The following is a 24,348-nucleotide window of genomic DNA, read 5'->3' on the forward strand; positions in this document are numbered from 1 at the left end:
GCTTGTAATCCGTTGTTCCGTGTCAGTGGAGGCGCATTATAGGGAGTTATTTCAGGCTGACAAGGGGAAATTTAAAATAATCTTCCGAGTGCGTATTTTTTATTCTTTACGTTTATTTTAACGACGTTTTGTTGGTTAATTGGGCTATTTCCCGCGCGAATCTCGCAACCTGTTCCCAATCGGTATACACCACTTCTTTATTCGTATCCGTTTCACCACCTGACATCTTCATTATCAGTTGGATCATAACGCGGTCATACCAGCGATAGCGGGGATACAGCAAAGCACCCGCAATGACTGCACTGTGATCTGGTCGCCACGGCGAACTCATCAGGAACTTACGCGCATAGCTGTTGGTTTGCGGCGTACGTTTCTCCGGTTTACGGGCAACGAGGTTTACGGAGTAGAACGCACTCGGCATCGAATTCAGCCGTGTGGCATGCTTTTTCACAAACTCCTGAAAAGAAGCATGGTAATGACCATAGCGAATCGAGGCGCCAATCACCACGCTGTCATAATTTTGCCAGTCCGGCTCCGCGGTACGATGCAAATTAACAACATCTGCCCAAACGCCCAGCTCTTTGAGTTCAGAAGCCAGATATTCCGCGATTTCACGCGTTTGTCCGTCCCGGGAAGAAAAAAGAATCAGTGTTTTCACGTGTTACTCCATTATTCACGCCAGAAGGTAGGGGTAAAGAGCACCAGCAGAGTAAAGACCTCCAGACGACCAAACAGCATATTGGCAATCAGGATCCACTTCGCCACAGGGTTCATACTGGCAAAGTTGTCGGCAACAACCCCCAGTCCAGGCCCCAGGTTATTCAACGTTGCCACAACAGAGGCAAACGCGGAGAAGTCATCAACGCCGGTCGCAATAATCGCCAGCATACTGATAATAAAGACCAACGCATAGGCAGAGAAGAATCCCCATACGGCTTCAAGAATTCGCTCCGGCAACGCACGGTTACCCAGTTTGATACTGTAAACCGCATTCGGATGAACCAGTCGTTTCAATTCGCGGTTGCCTTGCTTAAACAGCAGCAGGATACGAATCACCTTCAAGCCCCCCCCCGTCGACCCGGCACAGCCGCCGATAAAAGCAGAACACAGCAGCAGCACCGGCAGGAACAGCGGCCAGCGGGCAATACTGTCCGTGGTAAATCCGGCAGTCGTCGCCATCGATACCACCTGGAAAAAGGCCTGGTTGATCGTCGTGAGCGCCGAGCCATAGGTATTGTGTATCCACAGCACCAACGTACAGACAGCCACCAGCGTCAACTGCACGCCGATGAACATGCGGAATTCCGGATCGCGCCAGTAAACCTTCAGACTACGCCCACTTAATAAAGAGAAGTGCAGACCATAGTTACAACCGGAGATCAGCAAGAAGATAGCAATAATCGTATTAATCGTGGGACTGTCGAAATACCCCACGCTGGCATCGTGTGTGGAAAAACCACCGATGGCAATCGTGGCAAAACTGTGCCCAATGGCGTCAAACGCGGGCATCCCGGCAAACCATAGCGCCAGCGCGCACGCCACCGTCAGTAATACATAGATAAGCCACAGCGTTTTCGCCGTTTCGGCAATACGCGGGCGCATCTTATTATCTTTCAGCGGCCCCGGCATTTCTGCCCGATAGAGCTGCATCCCACCCACGCCAAGAATAGGCAGGATAGCCACCGCCAGCACGATGATCCCCATCCCGCCGAACCATTGCAGCATCTGGCGATAGAAGAGAATCGCGTGTGGCAATGAATCCAGCCCCACCAGCGTCGTCGCACCGGTAGTGGTCAATCCGGAAAAGGATTCAAAAAAAGCGTCGGTTATCGTCAGGTTAGGGCTTTCCGCAAAGATGAACGGTAGCGCACCCACGCTGCCCAGAACGGTCCAGAACAAAACGACAATCAGAAATCCTTCGCGCGATTTCAGCTCGCCCTTCTCTTTACGGTTTGGCCACCACAGCATGGAGCCGATCGCCAAAGCAACGAAGAAAGTTTGGGTGAATGCACGCCCTGCCCCGTCACGGTAGATGAGCGCTACCAGTCCAGGGATAATCATTGTCCCCGAGAATAAGATGACCAGTAGTCCAACGATTCGGGTGATGGCGCGAAAATGCATCTCTGCCGCTTCCTTAGTTCTTTAAAATGAGGTGGGGATTATTCTTCAATCGCTAACAATTGCAATGAACCACGACTAAAATCCGCCAGTTTTGCCGAAAACTCATCCACTTTGGCAAAAGGAAGCGCCACCCTGAGTCGAACAAAAGCCTGGTAATCACTGGCAACAACTTTACCGTCAAACTGCCCCAGCAAGGCTTCAATGCCTGCCAGCTGACCGTACTCACACTGCAAAGTATATTCGGTTAATGGCGTCTTGCGCTGTGTCGTTAACTGGCGCAACGCCTGATTCACACCGCCGCCGTAAGCTTTTACCAACCCTCCAGTACCGAGAAGGATACCGCCGTAGTAGCGCACGACTACAGCGGTAATCTCACCGACACCGCTCCCCATCAGTTGCGCGAGCATCGGTTTACCTGCCGTACCCGCCGGTTCGCCATCGTCTGAAAATCCCAACTGCTGCGAGTCATTGGGCGCACCCGCCACCCATGCCACGCAATGGTGGCGGGCGTCCGGGTGTTCCGCTTTGACTGACTCAACAAACGCTTTTGCCGCTTCTACGCCGTCCGTATGGGCGAGCAGCGTAATGAAGCGGCTTTTTTTGATCTCTTCGACGACGCTAACCGGCGCCGCAGGGATTAACCAACTGTCCATTACGCCAGTTTCAAATCCCGCGTCATGTTTTCGATATTGTTTTCGTGGACCACCACGTTGTCTTCAATACGAATACCGCCGAACGGTTTCAGGGCTTCAATTTTCTGCCAGTTGAAGTGTTTGCTGAACTGCCCTTCACGCCATGGCGCCAGCAGAGATTCAATGAAGTAAATGCCCGGTTCGATGGTCAGAACCATGCCCGGTTGCAATACGCGGGTGCAACGCAGGTAAGGATACTTCGACGGCGCGGCCAGATGGGTACCACTGTCATCCTGCATAAAGCCAGCGACATCATGTACCTGCAGGCCCAGCGGGTGACCAATGCCGTGTGGCATAAACGGCCCGGTAAGATCGTTTTCTACCATCGCCTCTTCACTCATATCGGTGATGATTTGATGCTTACGCAGCAGCTTCGCGATGCGCTGATGGAACTGAATGTGGTAATCCACGTAGCTGGTACCTGCTTTCATGGTGGCAATCAGCGCCAGCTCTTCGTCGTTAACGTCTTTCACCAGATGCGCATAGTCGTTGTCGCTTTTCGCCGACCAGGTACGCGTCAGGTCTGCCGCATAGCCGTTGTATTCCGCGCCAGCGTCGAGCAGGAAGCTGCGGATTTCAGACGGCGCCTGATGATCCAGCTTGGTGTAATGAAGAACCGAAGCATGCTCGTTAAGCGCCACGATGTTGCTGTATGGCACGTCGGTGTCGCGGTGACCGGTGGCAGTCAGGTAAGCGAGGTTGATGTCAAACTCGCTCATTCCGGAACGGAACGCTTCTTCTGCTGCACGGTGTCCATTTACCGCCATTTTCTGCGCTTCGCGCATACAGGCCAGTTCGTAGTCCGTTTTATAGGCACGGTAATAATGCAGGTAGTCAATCACCCCTTTCGGGTTGATGTTGCTGGCCGCGATGTCCAGTTGCAGGGCACGTTCCGGAACCGGGCCAATGTAACCGATATTGCCGCGAGCAGCTGGCAGTTGGCTACCGATACCATCCGCTTTCGGCAGCGCGATGATCTCGATTTCTTCCGTCCAGAAAGAGGTAGGCAGCGGCTCAACGTTGTGCCAGTAATCGACCGGCAGGTAGAACCACAGTTTCGGCTTGTTTACGCCATCCACCAGCAACCAGCAGTTAGGAACCTGCGTGACAGGCACCCAGGCTTTGAATTGCGGATTGACCTTAAACGGGTACGGATGATCGTCGAGAAAGACGTTAACAAGTTCGCCTGAGTGAATAAGTAACGCATCCAGCTTGAAGCGCTCCAGCGCGTCGCGCGTCCGTTCTTGTAAGGTAACGATATGATTTTTATAGAGTGCGGCCAGTGATTCCATTTTCTACCCTTCTGTTTTTTTGACCTCAAGTCTCCGCATCTTAGCACATCGCTTTGTGAGTGCGTGATTTCTGCCGAGCGTGATCGAATCGTCATTTCTTTAATCATTCATTTGCATTTTATTAACATAAAACACACACTTCGATTCATCTGGTATGACCAGATCACCTTGCGGATTCAGGAGACTGACATGCTTTACAAAGGCGACACCCTGTACCTCGACTGGCTGGAAGATGGCATCGCCGAACTGGTGTTCGATGCCCCTGGTTCGGTCAATAAACTCGACACGGCCACCGTTGCCAGCCTGGGCCATGCGCTTGATGTGCTGGAAAAACAACCGAATTTAAAAGGGCTGCTTCTGCGCTCTAACAAAGCAGCCTTTATTGTTGGTGCCGATATCACCGAATTCCTTTCACTGTTCCTCGTACCTGAAGAGCAACTGAGCCAGTGGCTGCATTTTGCCAACAGCGTCTTTAACCGCCTCGAAGATCTACCTGTTCCGACCCTCTCAGCGGTAAATGGTTATGCGTTGGGCGGTGGCTGCGAGTGTGTCCTGGCAACCGATTATCGTCTGGCAACGCCGGACCTGCGCATTGGCCTGCCGGAAACCAAGCTGGGCATTATGCCGGGCTTTGGCGGCTCTGTGCGTATGCCACGTATGCTGGGTGCGGACAGCGCTCTGGAAATTATTGCGGCAGGTAAAGACGTTGGTGCTGAGCAGGCGCTAAAAATCGGTCTGGTCGATGGCGTAGTGAAGCAAGACAAACTGCTTGATGGCGCGATCGCGGTATTACGTCAGGCGATTAACGGCGACCTCGACTGGAAAGCCAAACGTCAGCCGAAACTGGAGCCGTTGAAACTCAGCAAAATTGAAGCGGCTATGAGCTTTACCATCGCCAAAGGCATGGTGGCACAGACGGCAGGTAAGCATTATCCCGCACCGATTACCGCGGTAAAAACTATTGAAGCAGCGGCTCGTTTTGGCCGTGAAGAAGCGCTGAATCTGGAAAATAAAAGCTTTGTGCCACTGGCGCACACCAGTGAAGCTCGCGCGCTGGTTGGGATCTTCCTTAACGATCAGTTCGTGAAAGCCAAAGCCAAAAAGCTCACCAAAAATATTGAAGCACCAAAGCAAGCGGCAGTGCTGGGTGCAGGCATTATGGGCGGCGGCATCGCTTACCAGTCAGCCTGGAAAGGCGTGCCGGTTGTCATGAAAGATATCAACGACAAATCATTAACGCTGGGCATGACCGAAGCGGCCAAACTACTGAACAAACAGCTTGAGCGCGGCAAAATTGACGGTCTGAAAATGGCGGGCGTGATTTCCACTATTCATCCAACCCTCGACTATAGCGGTTTTGAGCGTGTGGACGTGGTGGTTGAAGCGGTCGTGGAAAACCCGAAAGTGAAAAAAGCGGTACTGGCGGAAACCGAAGATCAGGTACGCCCGGACACCGTACTGGCGTCGAATACCTCGACCATCCCAATCAACGAGCTGGCCAGCGCGCTCAAGCGCCCGGAAAACTTCTGTGGGATGCACTTCTTTAACCCAGTACACCGCATGCCACTGGTTGAGATCATTCGCGGCGAGAAAAGCTCGGATGAAACCATCGCCAAAGTTGTCGCATGGGCAAGCCAGATGGGCAAAACGCCAATTGTGGTCAACGACTGCCCCGGTTTCTTCGTGAACCGCGTGCTGTTCCCGTATTTTGCCGGTTTCAGCCAGCTGCTGCGCGATGGGGCGGATTTCCGCAAAGTCGATAAAGTCATGGAAAAACAGTTTGGCTGGCCGATGGGCCCGGCTTATCTGCTGGACGTGGTGGGAATTGATACCGCACATCACGCGCAGGCAGTGATGTCCGCAGGCTTCCCTCAGCGTATGCAGAAAGATTATCGCGACGCGATAGACGCCCTGTTTGATGCTAACCGTTTCGGACAGAAAAACGGTCTTGGATTCTGGCGTTATAAAGAAGACAACAAGGGCAAGCCGAAAAAAGAAGAGGATGCCACCGTTGATGATCTGCTGGCAGAAGTCAGCCAGCCGAAACGCGAATTCAGTGATGAAGAGATTATCGCTCGCATGATGATCCCAATGGTCAACGAAGTGGTACGGTGCCTGGAAGAAGGCATTATAGCCAGCCCGGCAGAAGCCGATATGGCACTGGTGTATGGCCTGGGCTTCCCTCCGTTCCACGGCGGCGCGTTCCGCTGGCTGGATACGCTCGGCAGCGCGAAGTATCTCGATATGGCCCAGCAGTATCAGCACCTCGGAGCGCTGTATGAAGTTCCGGCTGGTCTGCGTGATAAGGCGCGCCATAACGAACCGTATTATCCCCAGGTTGAGCCTGCCCGCCCGGTTGGCAGCCTGAAAACGGCTTAAGGAGTCACAATGGAACAGGTTGTAATTGTTGATGCGATCCGTACCCCGATGGGCCGTTCAAAAGGGGGGGCGTTTCGTAACGTGCGGGCAGAAGATCTCTCCGCACACTTAATGCGTAGCCTGCTGGCGCGTAATCCGGCACTGGATCCAACCGCGCTGGATGACATTTACTGGGGCTGTGTGCAGCAAACGCTGGAGCAGGGTTTCAACATCGCCCGTAACGCCGCGCTGCTGGCGGAAATTCCGCACTCCGTTCCGGCGGTCACCGTGAACCGCCTGTGCGGTTCATCAATGCAGGCGCTGCACGACGCGGCACGTATGATCATGACCGGCGATGCTCAGGCGTGCCTGATTGGTGGCGTGGAGCATATGGGCCATGTACCAATGAGCCACGGCGTTGATTTCCATCCGGGCATGAGCCGCAACGTAGCAAAAGCGGCGGGGATGATGGGTCTGACCGCAGAAATGCTCTCCCGCATGCACGGCATCAGCCGTGAAATGCAGGATGCTTTCGCCGCACGTTCACATGCTCGCGCCTGGGCTGCAACACAGTCTGGCGCATTTAAAAACGAAATCATCCCAACCGGCGGTCATGATGCCGACGGCGTGCTGAAGCAGTTTAACTACGATGAGGTTATCCGCCCGGAGACAACCGTTGAAGCGCTCTCCACCCTGCGCCCGGCGTTCGATCCGGTTAGTGGAACGGTCACTGCCGGTACATCCTCCGCGCTCTCCGACGGCGCAGCGGCGATGCTGGTGATGAGTGAAAGTCGCGCCCGTGAGCTGGGTCTGACGCCACGAGCCCGTATTCGTTCGATGGCTGTTGTTGGCTGCGACCCGTCAATCATGGGTTACGGTCCGGTTCCAGCCTCAAAGCTGGCGCTGAAAAAAGCGGGACTCTCCACCAGCGACATCGGCTTGTTTGAGATGAACGAAGCCTTTGCCGCTCAGATCCTGCCGTGCATTAAAGATCTGGGACTGATGGAGCAGATAGACGAGAAGATCAACCTCAACGGCGGCGCGATCGCTCTGGGCCACCCACTGGGATGCTCCGGGGCACGTATCAGCACCACCCTGCTCAACCTGATGGAACGTAAAGACGTGCAGTTTGGTCTGGCGACGATGTGTATCGGGTTAGGTCAGGGCATCGCGACGGTATTTGAGCGAGTTTAATCAAAGATAAATTTCCCTAAATAATTCGCGCTGCATCGCGGCGGCAACTGAGCGAATCCCCGGGAGCATAGATAACTATGTGACCGGGGTGAGCAAAGGCAGCCAACAAAGAGGCAGTGTGAATTATGACGGGGAAAGGTTTAGTTGCCGTTCTTCCCGCCTGTCAGGGGCGGGTTTTTTATTTCCATGAACTACCACGCACCACTAACTGCACCGGCAACAGCAGATTCTCTTCCTGATTTTCTTCCAGCAATAAACGCAGCGCTTCACGCCCCAATTGTTGTTTATCAACCGCAATGGTGGTGAGTGGTGGATGTGACCAGGCCGCAGCATCAATATCATCAAACCCCACCAACGCAAGATCTTCCGGGATACGTATACCCTGCTGCGCACACACCCGTTGAACAACCAGCGCTGCCGCGTCGTTATAGGCAAAAATAGCGTCGGGCGGCTCTGGCAGACTGAGCAATTCATTAATCGCCTCCACCAAAGATTGCTCGGTATCCAGCAGTGGCGGCGCAATGGCTTCATACTCTGGCGGCATCAGCAAACGGGCTTCATACAATGCCTGACGGTAGCCCTTCTCGCGCTGACGGATGCTGTAGTGCGCAAGCGAACTGGCAAGAAAAGCGATACGGCTACGCCCTTGCGCAATCAGATGTTGCGTGGCCAGATAACCGCCCTGGGTATTGTCCGGGTTCACGCAAGGCAGGCCCGGCGCCCAGAGATCCACCAGCACCAACGGCAGTTTCATCTGTTGCAGCAAGCCAAGTAATTCAGGCTCAAAAAATCCCGCGCAGATCAGCGCATCAGGCTGGTGCAACATCACCTGCTCACTCACTGCATCGCCAGGACCAATGGAGAGAAAGCTCAGCGCAATACCATGGTCACGACAGTTATCTTCTATCCCCAGCAGCAGTTGAGAATAAAACGGCAATGCCCGGCTGATATTGTGCTGGCGGTGCAGCAAAAACAGGACGCGTTTGATCTTGTCTGCACGCAGGCGAGAAAAATCATAACCCTGCTGCTGCGCCACAGAAATAATGCGCAGCCGGGTATCTTCACGTAGCCCTGGCTGCCCTTTCAGGGCGCGGGAAACCGCGCCAACCGAGACACCACAAGCTTCGGCAATGTCCCTGATACGTACAGGTTTCGTCATGTCACTCTCATTGATTTACGCTGGCCTTTTGCGCCCCCAGCCAGGCCGCGCCGCGTACGCCGCTGCTGTCACCGTGTCGGGCCTGAACGATCGGCGTACGGCACTGTTTACCAAATACGTACTGCGCCACTCGCGCCTGCAAGCCTGAGTACAGTAAAGTGATATTGGATACCCCACCGCCCAGCACGATAACATCGGGATCGAGCGTATTCACCACCCCCGCCAACGCGCGCGCCAGCTGATCGCAATAGCGTTCCCATAACAAACAGGCATCTGCATCACCCGATTCTACCCGTTGCATAATATGTGGCACACCTGCATGTTGCGCGGTGTGATTCATATACTGACGCTCCAGGCCGCTGCCGGAAATAAAGCTCTCAATACAGTTCACCTGTCCGCAATAGCATGTCACTTCAGCCCCATCCCGAGATTCGTGGTAGCGCGGCAATGCATTATGTCCCCACTCTCCTGCACAGGCGTTAGGCCCAGAGATCAAACGGTTATCGATGCATAGTCCACCGCCGCAACCGGTACCGAGGATCACGCCAAATACCACGCTATGCCCGTTTCCGCTACCGTCCATCGCTTCCGACAGGGTAAAGCAGTTGGCATCATTAGTAACAGGCACGGGTATTCCTAACGCTCGCTCAAGGTCTTGAGCAAAAGCCTGCTGATTCAACACCAGGATGTTCGAATTCTTAATCAAACCTTCGCTATCCACCGCGCCAGGCACTCCAACACCAACCGATAAAGACTGATTAACGGCCAGTCTGGCCTTAGAAATCATCTCCGTCACGGCCTGGAAAAAATCACCGTAACTCTGCTTTGGTGTCGCACATCGCTCGCGGTAAACAATTTCACCCGCGTTATCAATCACCACCGCTTCAATTTTAGTCCCGCCGATATCCAGTCCGAGCCTCATGGTTTTCCCTCGTTGATGTCCAGCAATGTGATGCGATACAGCTTGCCTATTTTGTTTACTAAACAAAATGAGACCCGTCACAAAAAATCAGTTTTATGGTTAATAGATAGGAAAAACATGTTTACTAAAAATGTTCTGAAAAGAGGAGTTGTGAGACCAGGCTTGCACCCTGTTAGAAGAAGTAAGGTTGGTGATGGATGCGCCGGAAGGACTCCGGCGCACAGCGCTTAAATGAACGCGAACGCGTCGCCAAACAGGCGATCTTCACGTGCCTGACGCTCATTACAGAACAGGTCGCGCGCGATTTTTGCCATCTCAAAACGACCAGCAATGTAGATATCGTGTTCCGCCAGAGTACCGTAATCCTGCAATACTGCCGTTAACACGGTTCCCGTACGACCACGCCAGCCGTCTTCAGGCTGCTCTACCACCGGCTCAACACGCAGGTTCGGGTGATTCACCGACAATGCTTCCAGCTCTGAGAGATCGTAGAGATGCTTCTCTTCGCGCCCGCCCCAGTAAATCGTGATATCGCGGTTGGGATTGCGTGCCAGCGCGGTAAGCAGAATAGAACGCACGTAAGAGAATCCTGTACCTCCGGCAATCAGGATCAGCGGGCGCTCGTCTTCATCACGCAGCCAGGCTTCGCCATGCGGAATATCGACCTTGATTTCCCGGTCTTTCAGAATACGGTCCATCACGGCCATGGCGTAAAGATTTAGCTCAGAGGCGCCAACGTGCAGCTCAATGAATCCTTGCTCGTCCGGCGTTGATGCCATGGAGAACGGACGCTTATCCCTTTCGTCCATCACGACCATTAAATACTGGCCAGCACGAAAGGAAAACGCCGCGTCTGGCACTAAACGAACGCGATATACGGTGTCAGTTATAGCTTCTACCGAGGTCACTTTACAGCTTAAGGTTGTCATGCGCTCTCTCTGTCGGATCAATAGGCAAAACGATCGCGCCTCAGGCGCTTTTGCCGTCATTAAAGATGGCCAGTTCATCCCAAATTGCGTCAATACGCGCAGTCACTTCAGGATCTTTTTTAATCGGGCGTCCCCATTCGCGTTGGGTTTCGCCCGGCCATTTATTTGTGGCATCCAGCCCCATTTTTGAACCAAGGCCGGAAACCGGCGAGGCAAAGTCCAGGTAATCAATTGGCGTATTCTCTACCAGTACCGTATCCCGGGCGGGGTCCATACGGGTAGTAATAGCCCAAATTACATCATTCCAGTCGCGCGCGTTAACGTCATCATCGCAGACAATAACAAATTTGGTGTACATGAACTGGCGCAAAAACGACCAAGCCCCCATCATGACGCGTTTGGCATGGCCTGCGTACTGTTTTTTCATCGTCACCACGGCCAGACGATATGAACAGCCTTCCGGAGGCAGGTAAAAATCGACGATTTCCGGGAACTGCTTTTGCAGAATAGGAACGAATACTTCGTTCAGCGCCACGCCGAGCACTGCTGGCTCATCAGGCGGACGTCCGGTATAGGTAGAGTGATAAATAGCATCTTCACGCTGGGTAATGTGGGTGACGGTAAAGACCGGGAAATTATCTACTTCGTTGTAGTAGCCAGTATGATCGCCATAGGGCCCTTCTGGAGCCAGCTCGCCCGGTTCGATGTACCCTTCCAGTACGATTTCTGCGCTGGCAGGCACTTCCAGGTCGTTGGAAATACATTTGACCACTTCGGTCTTGGTACCGCGCAACAGCCCGGCAAATGCATACTCGGATAATGTATCAGGAACGGGCGTCACGGCCCCCAGAATGGTCGCAGGATCTGCCCCCAACGCCACTGAAACCGGGAAACGTTCACCAGGATGCGCCGCGCACCACTCCTGATAATCAAGCGCGCCGCCGCGATGGGACAACCAGCGCATAATAAGCTTGTTTTTACCAATCAGCTGCTGGCGATAGATGCCCAGATTCTGCCGCTCTTTATGCGGACCACGCGTGACGGTGAGTCCCCAGGTAATCAGCGGCGCGGCATCTTCCGGCCAGCAGGTCATAATCGGAATGCGGTTTAAATCAACGTCATCGCCTGAGTAGATTTTTTGCTGACAAGGCGCACCACGCAACCGCTTAGTCGGCATGTTCAACACCTGCTTAAACTGCGGCAGCTTATCAAACAGATCGCGGAATCCTTTCGGTGGCTCTGGCTCTTTCAAAAACGCCAACAGTTTACCGACTTCTCGTAGCGCCGAGACATCTTCTTGTCCCATCCCCATCGCAACACGCTTTGGTGTGCCAAACAGGTTACACAGCACCGGCATTGAATAGCCTTTCGGATTCTCAAACAGTAACGCAGGCCCACCGGCACGCAGAGTGCGATCGGCAATTTCAGTAATTTCCAGGTGGGGATCCACCTCAAGCGAAATGCGTTTGAGCTCGCCCTGCTGTTCAAGCAGCGTCAGGAAGTCGCGTAAATCGTGATATTTCATGGCGTCCATTGTGGCCTCTTCGTAAGCGCTTCATTATACGGCGTTCATCATTGTGATGCTGTATTTTTGTTAAATTAGCGTGAACTCTGGCGATACATATAAGCCCTGGGAGTATATACCCATTGGGTTTCAGCCTGCGTTGAGGCGGGTATAATTAACTTAACGCATGGCTTTTGCTATGCTGGCGCTCAGAACAAGCGGATAAGAGTTATTATGCAATCCTGGTATTTACTGTACTGCAAACGTGGGCAACTTCAGCGAGCCCAGGAACACCTGGAAAGACAGGCGGTGAACTGCCTGACGCCTATGATCACCCTGGAAAAAATAGTGCGCGGTAAACGTACCACAGTCAGTGAACCACTATTCCCTAATTACATGTTTGTCGAGTTCGACCCGGAAGTGATCCACACCACCACTATCAATGCCACGCGTGGTGTCAGCCATTTCGTCCGTTTTGGCGCGACGCCTGCGACAGTACCTTCTCCCGTTATTCACCAGCTTTCTATCTACAAGCCTGAAGGAATTGTTGACCCGCAAACTCCTCAGCCAGGGGACAGCGTGATTATTACTGAAGGGGCGTTTGAGGGGCTAAAAGCGATCTTCACCGAACCGGATGGCGAAGCGCGTTCCATGCTACTGCTTAACCTGTTGAATAAAGAGGTTAAGCAGAGCGTGAAAAATACCGGCTTTCGGAAAATTTAAGCCGTTTAGAAGGTCACTTCGAACAGCGTTCGGACGTTAGCATCAATGGTTGCTGACAGCCATTGAGGATTTTCACCGCGCCAGTGGGCAATACGCTCAAGAATATGTGGCAGGTGCGCCGGTTCATTGCGCCGTGACGTCGGTTTAGGCGTTAAGTCGCGAGGGAGTAGGTAAGGCGCATCGGTTTCAATCAGCAGCCTTTCCACCGGAATAAACGGCAGCAGTTCCCGCAGTTCCATCCCCCGGCGCTCATCACAGACCCAGCCGGTGATACCGATATAGAGTCCCCGGTCCACGCAGTCCTGCATCTCCTGTCGCGTTCCGGTAAAACAGTGCAGCACCGCGCCTGGGAGGCTATCCAGCCACGGCTCCAGCAACGTCAGAAAACGCTCGTGGGCATCCCGACAATGCATGAAAATCGGCATCTGCAGTTCAGCAGCAATGCGCAGCTGCGCTTCAAAAGCACGTTCCTGCTCCTGCGGCGTGGAGAAATTGCGATTGAAATCCAGACCGCACTCGCCAATAGCGACCACCTCAGACTGGTTTGCCAGCGCGATAATCTCGTCTTCCGTTGAGGACTGCCATTGGCTGCTGTCATGCGGGTGCACGCCAGCCGTGGACCAGCAATGCGGATAATGCTGTGCCAACTTTAGCGCCTGCTGGCTTTCGTGCAGGTTTGTTCCGGTCAGAAGCATACCGTTTACGCCCGCAGCAAAGGCGCGCGCCACAACATCATCCCTGTCTTTTGCAAATTGTGAACTGGTTAAATTAACGCCAATGTCAAACATGCTACCTCCCATATGACAACCGCCCTGACGGGCGGTTGAATTTACTCTTCTGTTTTCTCGGTGGCTTCGGCTTCTTTTGCTTCTTCAGCCTCGTTGTCCTCATCTCGCGTACGTCGCTTGCCGACATAGAAACGAGAGAAGAAAACGCCCACTTCAAACAGGCAGTACATCGGTATCGCCAACAACGTTTGCGAGAAGACATCTGGCGGGGTCAGTAACATCCCGACGACGAATGCTCCCACCACAACGTAAGGTCGTTTCTTACGTAAATCGTCTGGCGTCGTAATGCCCATCCAGCATAGCAGCACAATGGCGACAGGGACCTCAAAAGAGACACCGAAAGCCATAAATAGCGCCATTACAAAGCTGAGATAGCTGGCAATGTCCGTTGATACCTGCACGCCTTGCGGAGCCGTGTTAGCCAGAAAACCAAACGCCAACGGGAAGACGACAAAATAGGCGAATGCCATGCCGATGTAGAACAGCAACGAACTGGAGACTAGCAGCGGCACAACCAGGCGACGTTCATGTTTGTACAAAGCAGGCGCAATGAATGCCCATACCTGGTAGAGGATCACTGGCGCTGACAGGATCAGCGACACCATGAAGGTCAACTTGATTGGCGTAAAGAACGGCGAAGCCACATCGGTGGCGATCATCGTTGCGCCCTGCGGCATCTGTTTAATCAGCGGCGCTGCAACCATATGGTAAATGTCGTTGGCAAAATAAACCAACGCCAGAAAGATCACGATTACCGCAATAATGCAGTTCAGGAGTCGCTTACGCAGCTCAATAAGATGCGTGATGAGCGGTTGGGTATCTTCTACAGACATGTTTACGGTTTATCACTCGACGAGGGTGAGGATTCGACAACAGGTGCGGCAGCTTTCTTTTCTGCATCCATCAACGTGGCGGAAGCGTTTTCCGTCGGCTCTGGCGTTTTAGCACCCGTGGATTCCGGTTTTTGCTCCGGCGAACTGGCCTGATTTTCAGCGGCGGCAGGGGTGACCCCTTCTCGCTGCGCTTCACCTTCTTTCACCACCGGATTATGGATAGTGTGCGCTTCATCGCTCGCTTTCTCAGGATCGTGCACGCTGTATGAACGCTTCATCGATTCCGCCGCTTCACGCAGCTCATCCATTGACGCTTTCAGCTCCGGGGTCAGATTTGTCAGGCTCGCTTTCTCTACTTTCTTCAGGCTGTCCTGAAACTCCTGAAGCTTAAGCTCCTGGGTCAGTTCATTCTGAACAGTAGTTGCCAGGGAACGTAAAGCACGCACCCAGCCAGCCACCGTTTTTACCGCTACGGGTAATCGTTGCGGCCCCAGGACGATGAGGCCGATCACGAACACCAATAACAGTTCGCTAAAACCGATATCAAACACGGATTATACCTGCTCTTTATCTTGGCTTTTGGCGTCTTCCTTTTTCACTTCGCCCTGCTTATCGGTGATAGATTTAGCTGTAAAATCAGCGTCCTGGCTGGTTTTATCTTGCTTAGGCTCATCATCACCCATCGCTTTTTTGAAGCCTTTAATCGATGCGCCAAGATCGGAACCGATGGAGCCGAGTTTCTTGGTGCCAAATAGCAGTACAACGATGACGGCAATGATCAACAACTGCCAAATACTGATACCACCCATACATGTTCCTCTGTCATAGATGATGAATTAATAAGGCCGTAGTATACGTTACACGACCTGCCTTGGGCGATGAAAAATTCAGCGCATTTTGCGCCAGCCGATTAACCAGGCTAAGACGCCGCCTGCCATTAACCAGCCCGGCATAAGCCCCCACTCAGGACGGCTTACCAGCAGGAATGTTCCACTTAGCAACAATGTTGCGCCAATGCCCAATAAATAACGGGATTGTCCCTGGCGTACATGATTCGCGTGAAGCTCGCGGGCAATCTTATCAACACTGTGCTGTAAATATTTGCCCTGGCGCAAACTGTCATACACCAGTTCAGGTATTTCTGGCATTTTTTCGACCCAGAACGGTGCTTTTTCTTTAAATGCCCTAACGAGCGCCGGAATACCGACCTGATCTTTAATCCAGGATTCAAGGAATGGCTTAGCCGTTTTCCACAAATCTAACTGCGGGTAGAGCTGTCGCCCGACACCCTCAACGTACAGCAGCGTCTTCTGTAGCAATACCAGTTGAGGCTGGACTTCCATATTGAAGCGGCGTGCAGTGTTGAACAGATTCAACAACACATGGCCAAAGGAAATCTCCGCCAGCGGTTTTTCAAAAATCGGCTCGCACACGGTACGAATGGCAAATTCAAACTCTTCTACGTTGGTATCCGGTGGAACCCAACCAGAATCCACGTGCAGTTCAGCAACTTTGCGGTAATCGCGGTTAAAGAACGCAATGAAGTTTTCAGCCAGGTAACGCTTATCTTCTTTGTTTAAAGAGCCCACAATCCCACAATCAATACCAATGTATTTCGGGTTTTCAGGGTGCTCATAACTGACAAAAATGTTCCCGGGGTGCATGTCCGCATGGAAAAAGCTGTCGCGGAAAACCTGAGTAAAGAAGACCTGAACACCACGTTCAGCCAGCAACTTCATATTGGTGCCGTTCTTCTCAAGCGTGGTGACATCTGAAACCGGGATACCGTAAATGCGCTCCATCACCATCATGTTCTGACTGCAATAGTCGGAATACACTTCCGGGATGTACAGCATCGGGCTATCTTCAAAATTACGTCGTAGCTGAATGGCGTTCGCCGATTCGCGCAGCAGATTTAGCTCATCAATCAACGTTTTTTCATATTCACGGACGACTTCTGTTGGTCGCAGGCGACGCCCATCTGGCAGCAGACGAGGAACCCAACGAGCCAGGCGGTAGATCAGTTTTAAATCCGCTTTGATGACCGGCAGTATGTCCGGGCGAATAACTTTGATCACCACCTCTTTGCCATTCGATTTCAATCGCGCAGTGTGAACCTGAGCAACAGACGCAGATGCCAGCGGCGTGATTTCAAAATCATCAAACCATTCCTCGACGGGCAGCCCGCCCATGGCCTCTTCGATTTGTTTTTTCGCTCTAAGCCCATCAAACGGGGCAACACGATCCTGCAATAGCGCAAGCTGATCGGCGATGTGCGGAGGGAAAAGGTCACGACGGGTGGAGAGCATCTGCCCAAACTTGATCCACACCGGGCCGAGTTCCTGTAAAGCCAGTCTCAGCCTTTCTCCCAGCGGTTTGTCTTTATGTCGGTTAGGCATCCAGAACAACGAGTAACGCCACAACCGAAGCGGCAGCGTGATTCGCATTTTGGGGATGAGTTCATCAAGACCGTAGCTTAAAAAAGTGCGAATGATGAAATAAAGGCGCCGTACTTCACCTGGCGTCATTTGGCCTCCAGTTTTTCCAGCCGTTTGGCCAGAGATTCGACCGCGCGCTCAACGGCTGCCGTTTCTTCAGCAAACCATGCAACCTCTAGTGGGCCAGGAGCCATGCGCCACTCTTCGGTGATCGCTTCGGCGACATAGCGCTGCTGGCGCTGAAAGTTATGGCACAGGAACTTCGCTCCACCACGCAAGACTTTGCTGACCCCTTCCGCGACGACATCGCCGGTATAGGGTGCTAACAGTTCTGCAGGATCCAACTCCGCCAGATCGGCCAGCACAACAAAGTTCTGTACTACCTGGATATCACCCTGGACTTCCAGTTCACCGCTGCGGATAAGCGTGGTGAGTTGCTGTCTGTCACGCAATTTCGGTAACACACTGGCATATGTGATTACGGTGCAATCGGCTTCGCCTTCCCACGCCCCCAGCACATCGACCTGGCGCTCACTAAACACCAGGACTAACGATGTTGAAAATCCTTTGAGATCAACACGTAGCACTTTGCCCTGTAAACGCGTTCTGGCTGACTTGAGCGCAGGAGAGCGGTACAGAAAGGTGTTGAGCAGATTTTCAACGCCTGCGGTCACTAAGGGTTTTAAAGGCATCCCCACTCTCCTGTCAGAACTTGTAACCACGATGCAGCGCAACGACACCTGCTGTCAGGTTGTAGTAATCAACGCTTTCGAACCCGGCATCTTGCATCATTGCTTTTAAGGTGTCCTGATCGGGATGCATGCGGATGGATTCCGCCAGATAGCGGTAGCTGTCCGCATCGCTTGCTACCATTGAACCTATACGCGGCAGAACATGGAAAGAGTACGCGTCGTAGGCTTTGCTCAACGGTTCGATAATCGGCTTGGAGAATTCCAGCACCAGTAGACGTCCGCCCGGCTTCAATACGCGGTACATGGAGCGTAATGCTTTGTCTTTATCCGTAACGTTGCGCAGACCGAAAGAGATGGTGATGCAGTCAAACGTGTTGTCAGGGAAAGGTAGTGCTTCCGCATTCGCCTGAACGTACTCAACGTTACCCACCACACCAATATTGCGCAGCTTTTCGCGACCCATTTTGAGCATTGAGTCATTGATATCCGCCAGCACAACTTTGCCGGTTTCGCCTACCATGCGAGAGAATTTCGCCGTCAGATCGCCGGTACCGCCTGCTAAATCGAGAACGGTTTGCCCGCGACGCACGCCACTGCAGTCAATGGTGAAGCGCTTCCACAAACGATGAATGCCGAATGACATTAAGTCATTCATAACGTCATATTTAGAGGCCACAGAATGAAAAACGTGGGCCACCATGTCAGCTTTCTGCTCTTTAGCGACGGTCTGAAAGCCAAAGTGCGTCGTTTCTTGTGAATTATCCACCATCTCAGTGCCTGCTCATTCAAAAAATGTTCGAGAAGTGTAACAGATTGGGCCAATTTGCCCTACCCTTCTGCCGGGTTCAACTACCCCAAATGGACTAGTTTGATTGCTGATTTACCGCTTCACCATCAGGGTAAGACGCATCTTGTTGCGTCTCAGGGACCGAGCGCAAACGGTACTCTTCATCCTGCGTAGTGGCTTGTTCAGCCAGCTCAGGATTAATCTCACGCTTAATTTCCACCCCTAAACTGCGAAACGCTTCTGCCTGCGACAGGACGTTTCCACGGCCTGAAGAGAGTTTTTTCATCGCCTGTCGGTAGTTGTCCTGGGCTTTGTCCAGGCTTTGACCTATTGCCGACATATCATCCACAAACAACCGCATCTTGTCATAAAGTTTGCTGGCCCGATCGGCAATTTGTTGCGCATTACGACTCTGATGCTCGTAGCGCCACAGATTGGCGATCGTGCGCAATGCCACCAACAGCGTGGTAGGACTCACCAGCATAATGTTATTTCTAAGCGCTTCGGTAATCAGTTCGGGCTGTCTGTCGAGCGCCAGCAAAAAAGCGGGCTCAACGGGGATAAACATCAGCACATAGTCAAGCGTACGCAGCCCCGGAAGCTGCTGATAGTCTTTGCGGCCCAGCAGACGAATGTGGTTGCGCACCGAGGCGATGTGCTCCTGCAACGCGCTCTCACGGGTGAATTCATCTTCAGCGTTAAAATAGCGTTCATAGGCGACCAGCGTCATTTTCGCATCAATCACCACATCTTTGCCCTGCGGTAATCGGACAATAACATCTGGCTGCATCCGCGAACGGGCGTCGTTTTCGATGCTGACCTGGGTTTCGTATTCATAGCCTTCGCGCAGACCAGAAGCCTCAAGCACCCGCGTGAGTACCACCTCGCCCCAGTTCCCCTGCGTTTTGTTATCACCTTTTAATGCCCGCGTCAGGTTTACCGCTTCCTGTGCCATCTGCGCATTCAGCTGCTGGAGATTACGAATTTCGTGCGCCAGAGTATGACGTTCCTGTGCCTCTTTACCAAAGCTGTCCTGAACCTGGCGTCGAAAACCGTCCAGTTGTTCGCGAAGCGGTGCCAGCAGGCTGTTCAGGCTTTGGCGATTTTGCTCATCTACGCGGCGATTGCTGTGCTCGAATATACGGTTCGCCAGATTTTCAAACTGCTCGCTCAGGCGCTGTTCGCTGTTGATCATCTGACGGATCTTATCTTCCGCATGCTGTTGCGTTGCTTCCAGCCGGGTAGTGACTTCACGGAGATCAGCTTCCAGAGAGGTGTTGATACTGTGCAGGCTGCGCAATTCGTTATTAAGCAGTTCGCACTCATCACGCCAGTGGGCTTCCTGTGAGAGTTGTTGCCGGGCGGCACTTAGCGCGATATCCAGTTCACGTCGTTCTTCGATGAGATCGGCACGGATTCTGTCGGCGTGCGCTTTTGTTGCCAGCCACCCAACCAGCAGCCCTGCGGCTAACGCCAACACGGCACTCATCATAATTGAAATATCCACAACGCCCCCTTACAGCAACGACTTACCCGCACAAAATAGAATTGTGCTGTATAAACGTCCAGTTTAAAAGGAATTTCCTGCGAGGTACTACGCAAAATAAAAAGGCCGAACGCGTCGGCCTTTTTGAATAGACGGGAGAATTACAGTAAACGACGCGCAGCTTCCACCACGATTTTTACCGCATGGCTTTCTGTTTGTTTCATCGTTTCCGCATTAGGGATCTCTTGCTGAGTACGGTTCACGATAACACCCGCGACCATACCGGCACGCAGACCCTGGCTTGCGCACATGGTCAGCAGCGTGGCAGATTCCATTTCGTAGTTCATAACGCCCATAGACTGCCACTCTTCCATCGAGCCTTTGAAACGGCTCACGACGCGACCAGAGAAGGTGTCGTAACGTTCCTGGCCCGGGTAGAAGGTGTCAGAAGACGCGGTAACGCCAATGTGGGTAGTGGCGCCGATAGATTTCGCCGCTTCCACCAGCGCGGTGGTGCACTCGAAGTCCGCAACGGCCGGGAACTCCATTGGCGCGAAGTGCAGGCTTGCGCCGTCCAGACGGACAGACGCCGTGGTGACCAGGACATCGCCCACGTTGATATGCGGCTGGATAGCGCCAGTCGTACCGATGCGCAGGAAGGTACGAATGCCCAGCTGTGCCAGTTCTTCTACGGCAATAGAGGTTGACGGGCCGCCGATACCGGTAGAGCAAACGATCACGGCTTTACCATCCAGCTCAGCACGCCAGGTAGTGAACTCGCGATGAGATGCCAGCTTAACCGGCTTATCCATCAGCGCGGCGATCTTTTCCACACGCTCCGGGTCGCCAGGGACGATAGCAAGCGTAGCCCCTTGTAAGTCGCTCTTAGTGAGGCCGAGATGAAAAACATCAGACTTAGACATAAAAACTCCTCTGTGAATCGGTTTTGTCAGAAGAAGCAAAAACACACTTTACCGAAGGCATGAACATATTTTCGTGACAGCCATCACTCTGATGTAAATCAATTGCATTCAATTACCATCAAGCAGTGATGCATATCACATAAATGATGCGATGTAAGGAAGCCCTGCACAAAAGATAGCCCGTTTAAGGCAATGTGGTTCGTTGCATGTGTCTATAGTTAACAATGCGCTTTTTGGCTGAATATTTAAGGGTACGGAGAATACCATGACAACACGACTATCTGGCTTTGCACCTGCTGTATCTCCACCGACGTCTACCACGGTTCACACTCCGGATAACGAAATTATCGCCGGTGTAACGTCCATACCTTCACAAGGCGATGATATGCCAGCGTATCACGCACGACCAAAACAAACCGATGGCCTGCTTCCCGTGGTCATTGTCGTGCAGGAGATTTTTGGTATTCATGAGCATATTCGTGACGTTTGCCGCCGTCTGGCTCTGGAAGGGTATCTGGCTATCGCCCCAGAACTCTATTTTCGCGAAGGCGATCCCAATGACTTTGCCGACATCCCCACGCTGCTCAGCGGCCTTGTCGCCAAAGTGCCTGACTCTCAGGTACTGGCCGATCTGGACCACGTCGCCAGTTGGGCCTCCCGTAACGGGGGAGATGCGCACCAACTGATGATCACCGGATTTTGCTGGGGTGGACGCATCACCTGGCTGTATGCCGCACATAATCCGCAGTTAAAAGCGGCGGTGGCGTGGTATGGCAAACTGGTGGGTGATAAAACCCTCAACTCGCCGAAACATCCCGTTGATATCGCAACCGATCTTAACGCCCCCGTTTTGGGACTTTATGGCGGCCAGGATACCAGCATTCCGCAAGATACCGTTGAAACAATGCGTCAGGCGCTACGCGCCGCCAATGCTAAAGCGGAAATCGTGGTCTATCCCGATGCCGGACATGCGTTCAACGCCGATTATCGCCCGAGCTATCACGAAGAGTCCGCGAAAGACGGCTGGCAGAGAATGCTGGAGTGGTTCGCGCAATACGGTGGGAAGAAATAATTCCCGCCAGGCAAACCAATAAACAAAACGGAGGCATCAGCCTCCGTTTTGTTTTTAAGCCTGACGCAGATTCTGCGCCGCTTTAACCATGTTTGCCAGCGCGGCGCGGGTTTCCGGCCAACCGCGCGTTTTCAGACCGCAGTCCGGGTTCACCCACAGACGCTCTGCCGGAATACGCTGCTCGGCTTTCTTCAGCAGAGCTTCAATCCACTCCACGCTCGGGACGTTCGGCGAGTGAATGTCGTAGACGCCCGGCCCGATTTCGTTCGGATAGTCGAACTCTTCGAACGACTCCAGCAGCTCCATATCAGAACGTGAAGTCTCAATAGTGATCACGTCCGCGTCCAGCGCCGCAATGGAGTCCATGATGTCGTTGAACTCGCAGTAACACATGTGGGTGTGGATCTGGGTTTCATCCTTCGCCACTGCCGCGTTAATGCGGAAAGCCTCCACGCCCCATTCCAGATACGCCGCCCAGTCGCTGCGACGCAGCGGTAAACCTTCACGCAGTGCCGGCTCATCAATCTGGATGATGCCGATCCCCGCTGCTTCCAGATCCGCAACTTCATCACGCAACGCCAGCGCAATCTGCTTCGCGATGGTTTCACGCGTCACGTCTTCACGCGGGAATGACCAGCAAAGAATGGTCACCGGACCGGTCAGCATACCTTTTACCGGTTTGTCGGTCAGCGACTGGGCATACTTCGCCCACTCCACGGTGATCGCTTCCGGGCGGCTGACGTCGCCAATGACTACCGGTGGCTTCACGCAACGGGAGCCATAGCTCTGCACCCAACCGTTCTGGGTAAAGACAAACCCGTCCAGATGCTCACCAAAGTATTCCACCATGTCGTTACGCTCGGCTTCACCGTGTACCAGCACGTCGAGCCCCAGACGCTCCTGTTCGGCGATCGCCTGTTTGATATGTTCCGCAATACCGGTGCGGTAGTTACCGGCATCCAGGTTGCCCTTTTTGAAGTCCAGACGCAGACCGCGTATTTCGGTAGTTTGCGGGAATGAGCCGATAGTCGTGGTCGGCCATGCCGGCAGATTAAAGCGGGCACGTTGAGCCTCGGCGCGAACCGGGTAAGCGTTGGCGCGCTGGCTGTCCTGGGCGGTGATTGCCGCCAGACGTTTTTCCACTGCGGCGTTGTGGACACGAGTAGAGTGACGACGAGCCTGAATCGGTGCGCTCCATTCGACAATTGCCGCCGTATCACCGCTGTTCAACGCATCACGCAGCAGCGCCAGCTCGCCGCATTTTTGCAGGGCGAAGGCAAACCAGCTCTTCACCTCTGCATCAAGGCGGGTTTCCACGCTGAGATCGATGGGGCTGTGCAGCAGGGAGCAGGAAGAAGCCACCCACAGGTCACGTTTCCCAACGATATCTTTAATTTGCGCATATTTTTCGCTGAGATCGGCGCGCCAGACGTTGCGTCCGTTCACCAGGCCCGCTGACAGCAGCCAGTCGGCAGGCAGACGTTTGTGCAGCTCGGCGACATCATCTTTACCGTGCACGAAGTCAACGTGCAGTCCCTGCACCGGCAGCGCGGTAATGGTATTCAGGTTTGGCGTTACGCCTTCGAAGTAGGTGGTCAGTAGCAGCTTCACCTGGCCCTGCAGGGCATCATAAGCCGGTTTAAAGACATCCAGCCACGCTTGCGGCAGCTCCAGTACCAGTGCCGGTTCATCAATCTGCACCCACTCAATACCCCGTTTTGCCAGCTCAGACAGCACCTGCTGGTAAACCGGTAGAATGTCGTTCAACAGACTCAGGCGGTCAAACTGTTCGCCCTTCACTTTCCCCAGCCACAGGTAAGTTACCGGCCCCAGCAGCACAGGTTTCACCTTATGGCCAAGCGCCAGCGCTTCGTCTACTTCATCCAGCAGTTGCGTCCAGGTCAGTTTGAACTGCTGACCTTTGGTGAACTCCGGCACCATGTAGTGATAGTTGGTGTTAAACCATTTAGTCATTTCTGCCGCCGCCGCTGGCTCACCAGTCGGTGCGCGGCCACGGCCAATGCGGAATAAGGTATCGATATCAACCGAACCGTCTTTGTTCTGATGACGAGCCGGAACGTTGCCGAGCAGCAGGCTGGTGGTCAGAACATGGTCGTACCAGGCGAAATCACCTACCGGCAGCAGGTCAACACCCGCCAGTTTCTGCTGATCCCAATGGCGGGCACGCAGCTCGCGGCCAACGGTCAGCAAATCTTCACGGGAAGAATTTCCCGCCCAGTAACTTTCTTGCGCTTTCTTCAACTCGCGACGCAGGCCAACGCGAGGGAAACCGAGGGTGTGATTCAATATTGTCATTTTTCTTCCTCTAATTACATGTAAATCCTATGGATTTTGAATTTAGGGAAGGCGGCAAGTTTACTCATCCCCAGGAGCTTACTGAAGTAAGTGACTGGGGTGGGGAAACGAAGCCAACG

The 24,348-nt window shown here is 53.2% G+C and carries 22 protein-coding genes; 4 read left to right on the top strand and 18 right to left on the bottom strand.

All coding sequences use genetic code 11. The features are described 5' to 3' along the window. Nucleotides 1–112: 112 nt before the first annotated feature. The 4 genes from hemG to pepQ are packed head-to-tail and all read right to left on the bottom strand — an operon-like array spanning nucleotide 113 to nucleotide 4,105. On the bottom strand, nucleotides 113–658 hold the full coding sequence (gene hemG, locus OGV74_RS03645; protein ID WP_086504717.1) for a menaquinone-dependent protoporphyrinogen IX dehydrogenase: 546 nt from the start codon (nucleotides 656–658) through the stop codon (nucleotides 113–115). Nucleotides 659–669: 11 nt separating this feature from the next. Beyond that, entirely contained in the window at nucleotides 670–2,121 is a 1,452-nt protein-coding gene (trkH, locus tag OGV74_RS03650; RefSeq protein ID WP_003017848.1) for a Trk system potassium transporter TrkH, read from the bottom strand. Between the two features lie 38 nt (nucleotides 2,122–2,159). Next, a complete protein-coding gene (locus OGV74_RS03655) occupies nucleotides 2,160–2,774 on the bottom strand; it encodes an IMPACT family protein (protein ID WP_003017851.1) in 615 nt (204 codons plus the stop codon). Continuing rightward, entirely contained in the window at nucleotides 2,774–4,105 is a 1,332-nt protein-coding gene (pepQ, locus tag OGV74_RS03660; protein ID WP_032950648.1) for a Xaa-Pro dipeptidase, read from the bottom strand. The genes OGV74_RS03655 and pepQ overlap by 1 nt, the downstream gene beginning before the upstream one ends. 189 nt (nucleotides 4,106–4,294) lie before the next feature. Here pepQ and fadB point away from each other — a divergent pair, with 189 nt between their 5' ends. Both fadB and fadA read left to right on the top strand, forming a co-directional pair. Continuing rightward, nucleotides 4,295–6,484, top strand: a complete 2,190-nt coding sequence (gene fadB / locus OGV74_RS03665; RefSeq protein WP_003017855.1) for a fatty acid oxidation complex subunit alpha FadB — start codon at nucleotides 4,295–4,297, stop codon at nucleotides 6,482–6,484. 9 nt (nucleotides 6,485–6,493) lie between these two features. Further along, nucleotides 6,494–7,657 (top strand): acetyl-CoA C-acyltransferase FadA, encoded by a 1,164-nt coding sequence (gene fadA, locus OGV74_RS03670; RefSeq protein ID WP_003017858.1) that lies wholly within the window; start codon nucleotides 6,494–6,496, stop codon nucleotides 7,655–7,657. A gap of 178 nt (nucleotides 7,658–7,835) precedes the next feature. Here fadA and OGV74_RS03675 read toward each other — a convergent pair whose 3' ends face one another. The 4 genes from OGV74_RS03675 to ubiD all read right to left on the bottom strand — a co-directional run bounded on the left by OGV74_RS03675 (nucleotide 7,836) and on the right by ubiD (nucleotide 12,201). Then, nucleotides 7,836–8,816, bottom strand: a complete 981-nt coding sequence (locus OGV74_RS03675) for a LacI family DNA-binding transcriptional regulator (RefSeq protein ID WP_071696838.1) — start codon at nucleotides 8,814–8,816, stop codon at nucleotides 7,836–7,838. 7 nt (nucleotides 8,817–8,823) lie between these two features. Next, nucleotides 8,824–9,738 carry an ROK family protein gene (locus OGV74_RS03680; protein ID WP_086504716.1) on the bottom strand — a complete coding sequence of 305 codons (915 nt, stop codon included), beginning with the start codon at nucleotides 9,736–9,738 and terminating at the stop codon, nucleotides 8,824–8,826. Between the two features lie 227 nt (nucleotides 9,739–9,965). After that, entirely contained in the window at nucleotides 9,966–10,667 is a 702-nt protein-coding gene (fre, locus tag OGV74_RS03685) for an NAD(P)H-flavin reductase (RefSeq protein ID WP_003017873.1), read from the bottom strand. Between the two features lie 40 nt (nucleotides 10,668–10,707). Beyond that, nucleotides 10,708–12,201, bottom strand: a complete 1,494-nt coding sequence (ubiD, locus tag OGV74_RS03690) for a 4-hydroxy-3-polyprenylbenzoate decarboxylase (RefSeq protein ID WP_086504715.1) — start codon at nucleotides 12,199–12,201, stop codon at nucleotides 10,708–10,710. 204 nt (nucleotides 12,202–12,405) lie between these two features. On the opposite strand from ubiD, the gene rfaH reads away from it, so the two are divergent. Next, entirely contained in the window at nucleotides 12,406–12,894 is a 489-nt protein-coding gene (gene rfaH, locus OGV74_RS03695) for a transcription/translation regulatory transformer protein RfaH (RefSeq protein ID WP_003017881.1), read from the top strand. 5 nt (nucleotides 12,895–12,899) lie between these two features. On the opposite strand, the gene tatD is transcribed toward rfaH, so the two are convergent. The 9 genes from tatD to udp all read right to left on the bottom strand — a co-directional run bounded on the left by tatD (nucleotide 12,900) and on the right by udp (nucleotide 20,841). Continuing rightward, nucleotides 12,900–13,682 carry a 3'-5' ssDNA/RNA exonuclease TatD gene (gene tatD / locus OGV74_RS03700; RefSeq protein ID WP_003017882.1) on the bottom strand — a complete coding sequence of 261 codons (783 nt, stop codon included), beginning with the start codon at nucleotides 13,680–13,682 and terminating at the stop codon, nucleotides 12,900–12,902. A 41-nt stretch (nucleotides 13,683–13,723) separates the two neighbouring features. Continuing rightward, nucleotides 13,724–14,515, bottom strand: a complete 792-nt coding sequence (gene tatC, locus OGV74_RS03705; protein ID WP_003017884.1) for a Sec-independent protein translocase subunit TatC — start codon at nucleotides 14,513–14,515, stop codon at nucleotides 13,724–13,726. Nucleotides 14,516–14,517: 2 nt separating this feature from the next. Beyond that, entirely contained in the window at nucleotides 14,518–15,066 is a 549-nt protein-coding gene (gene tatB / locus OGV74_RS03710; RefSeq protein WP_003017886.1) for a Sec-independent protein translocase protein TatB, read from the bottom strand. A gap of 3 nt (nucleotides 15,067–15,069) precedes the next feature. Then, nucleotides 15,070–15,324, bottom strand: a complete 255-nt coding sequence (gene tatA / locus OGV74_RS03715; RefSeq protein ID WP_003017888.1) for a Sec-independent protein translocase subunit TatA — start codon at nucleotides 15,322–15,324, stop codon at nucleotides 15,070–15,072. A 78-nt stretch (nucleotides 15,325–15,402) separates the two neighbouring features. After that, the gene (gene ubiB / locus OGV74_RS03720) at nucleotides 15,403–17,043 is read right to left on the bottom strand and encodes a ubiquinone biosynthesis regulatory protein kinase UbiB (RefSeq protein WP_003841233.1); all 1,641 of its coding nucleotides are present in this window, start codon (nucleotides 17,041–17,043) and stop codon (nucleotides 15,403–15,405) included. Further along, a complete protein-coding gene (gene ubiJ / locus OGV74_RS03725; RefSeq protein ID WP_003844641.1) occupies nucleotides 17,040–17,645 on the bottom strand; it encodes a ubiquinone biosynthesis protein UbiJ in 606 nt (201 codons plus the stop codon). Before ubiJ ends, ubiB begins: the two co-directional genes overlap by 4 nt. A gap of 13 nt (nucleotides 17,646–17,658) precedes the next feature. Continuing rightward, entirely contained in the window at nucleotides 17,659–18,414 is a 756-nt protein-coding gene (gene ubiE / locus OGV74_RS03730) for a bifunctional demethylmenaquinone methyltransferase/2-methoxy-6-polyprenyl-1,4-benzoquinol methylase UbiE (RefSeq protein ID WP_003017897.1), read from the bottom strand. A 94-nt stretch (nucleotides 18,415–18,508) separates the two neighbouring features. Continuing rightward, nucleotides 18,509–19,939 (bottom strand): DNA recombination protein RmuC, encoded by a 1,431-nt coding sequence (gene rmuC / locus OGV74_RS03735; protein ID WP_003017901.1) that lies wholly within the window; start codon nucleotides 19,937–19,939, stop codon nucleotides 18,509–18,511. A 140-nt stretch (nucleotides 19,940–20,079) separates the two neighbouring features. Next, on the bottom strand, nucleotides 20,080–20,841 hold the full coding sequence (gene udp / locus OGV74_RS03740) for a uridine phosphorylase (protein ID WP_057064426.1): 762 nt from the start codon (nucleotides 20,839–20,841) through the stop codon (nucleotides 20,080–20,082). A 265-nt stretch (nucleotides 20,842–21,106) separates the two neighbouring features. Between udp and OGV74_RS03745 the strand changes: the two genes are divergently transcribed. Further along, entirely contained in the window at nucleotides 21,107–21,913 is an 807-nt protein-coding gene (locus OGV74_RS03745; protein ID WP_086504714.1) for a dienelactone hydrolase family protein, read from the top strand. 54 nt (nucleotides 21,914–21,967) lie between these two features. On the opposite strand, the gene metE is transcribed toward OGV74_RS03745, so the two are convergent. Continuing rightward, nucleotides 21,968–24,229 carry a 5-methyltetrahydropteroyltriglutamate--homocysteine S-methyltransferase gene (metE, locus tag OGV74_RS03750; protein ID WP_086504713.1) on the bottom strand — a complete coding sequence of 754 codons (2,262 nt, stop codon included), beginning with the start codon at nucleotides 24,227–24,229 and terminating at the stop codon, nucleotides 21,968–21,970. Nucleotides 24,230–24,348 lie beyond the last annotated feature (119 nt).

The organism is Citrobacter sp. Cf116 (assembly GCF_030336505.1).
In the GTDB taxonomy this organism is placed as follows: domain Bacteria; phylum Pseudomonadota; class Gammaproteobacteria; order Enterobacterales; family Enterobacteriaceae; genus Citrobacter; species Citrobacter freundii.

Bases quoted from the DNA above. Each gene is read 5' to 3' on its own strand.
- trkH (WP_003017848.1), bottom strand. From the start codon at position 2,121: ATGCATTTTCGCGCCATCACCCGAATCGTTGGACTACTGGTCATCTTA.
- OGV74_RS03655 (WP_003017851.1), bottom strand. From the start codon at position 2,774: ATGGACAGTTGGTTAATCCCTGCGGCGCCGGTTAGCGTCGTCGAAGAG.
- pepQ (WP_032950648.1), bottom strand. From the start codon at position 4,105: ATGGAATCACTGGCCGCACTCTATAAAAATCATATCGTTACCTTACAA.
- fadB (WP_003017855.1), top strand. From the start codon at position 4,295: ATGCTTTACAAAGGCGACACCCTGTACCTCGACTGGCTGGAAGATGGC.
- fadA (WP_003017858.1), top strand. From the start codon at position 6,494: ATGGAACAGGTTGTAATTGTTGATGCGATCCGTACCCCGATGGGCCGT.
- OGV74_RS03675 (WP_071696838.1), bottom strand. From the start codon at position 8,816: ATGACGAAACCTGTACGTATCAGGGACATTGCCGAAGCTTGTGGTGTC.
- OGV74_RS03680 (WP_086504716.1), bottom strand. From the start codon at position 9,738: ATGAGGCTCGGACTGGATATCGGCGGGACTAAAATTGAAGCGGTGGTG.
- fre (WP_003017873.1), bottom strand. From the start codon at position 10,667: ATGACAACCTTAAGCTGTAAAGTGACCTCGGTAGAAGCTATAACTGAC.
- ubiD (WP_086504715.1), bottom strand. From the start codon at position 12,201: ATGGACGCCATGAAATATCACGATTTACGCGACTTCCTGACGCTGCTT.
- rfaH (WP_003017881.1), top strand. From the start codon at position 12,406: ATGCAATCCTGGTATTTACTGTACTGCAAACGTGGGCAACTTCAGCGA.
- tatD (WP_003017882.1), bottom strand. From the start codon at position 13,682: ATGTTTGACATTGGCGTTAATTTAACCAGTTCACAATTTGCAAAAGAC.
- tatC (WP_003017884.1), bottom strand. From the start codon at position 14,515: ATGTCTGTAGAAGATACCCAACCGCTCATCACGCATCTTATTGAGCTG.
- tatA (WP_003017888.1), bottom strand. From the start codon at position 15,324: ATGGGTGGTATCAGTATTTGGCAGTTGTTGATCATTGCCGTCATCGTT.
- ubiB (WP_003841233.1), bottom strand. From the start codon at position 17,043: ATGACGCCAGGTGAAGTACGGCGCCTTTATTTCATCATTCGCACTTTT.
- ubiJ (WP_003844641.1), bottom strand. From the start codon at position 17,645: ATGCCTTTAAAACCCTTAGTGACCGCAGGCGTTGAAAATCTGCTCAAC.
- ubiE (WP_003017897.1), bottom strand. From the start codon at position 18,414: ATGGTGGATAATTCACAAGAAACGACGCACTTTGGCTTTCAGACCGTC.
- udp (WP_057064426.1), bottom strand. From the start codon at position 20,841: ATGTCTAAGTCTGATGTTTTTCATCTCGGCCTCACTAAGAGCGACTTA.
- OGV74_RS03745 (WP_086504714.1), top strand. From the start codon at position 21,107: ATGACAACACGACTATCTGGCTTTGCACCTGCTGTATCTCCACCGACG.
- metE (WP_086504713.1), bottom strand. From the start codon at position 24,229: ATGACAATATTGAATCACACCCTCGGTTTCCCTCGCGTTGGCCTGCGT.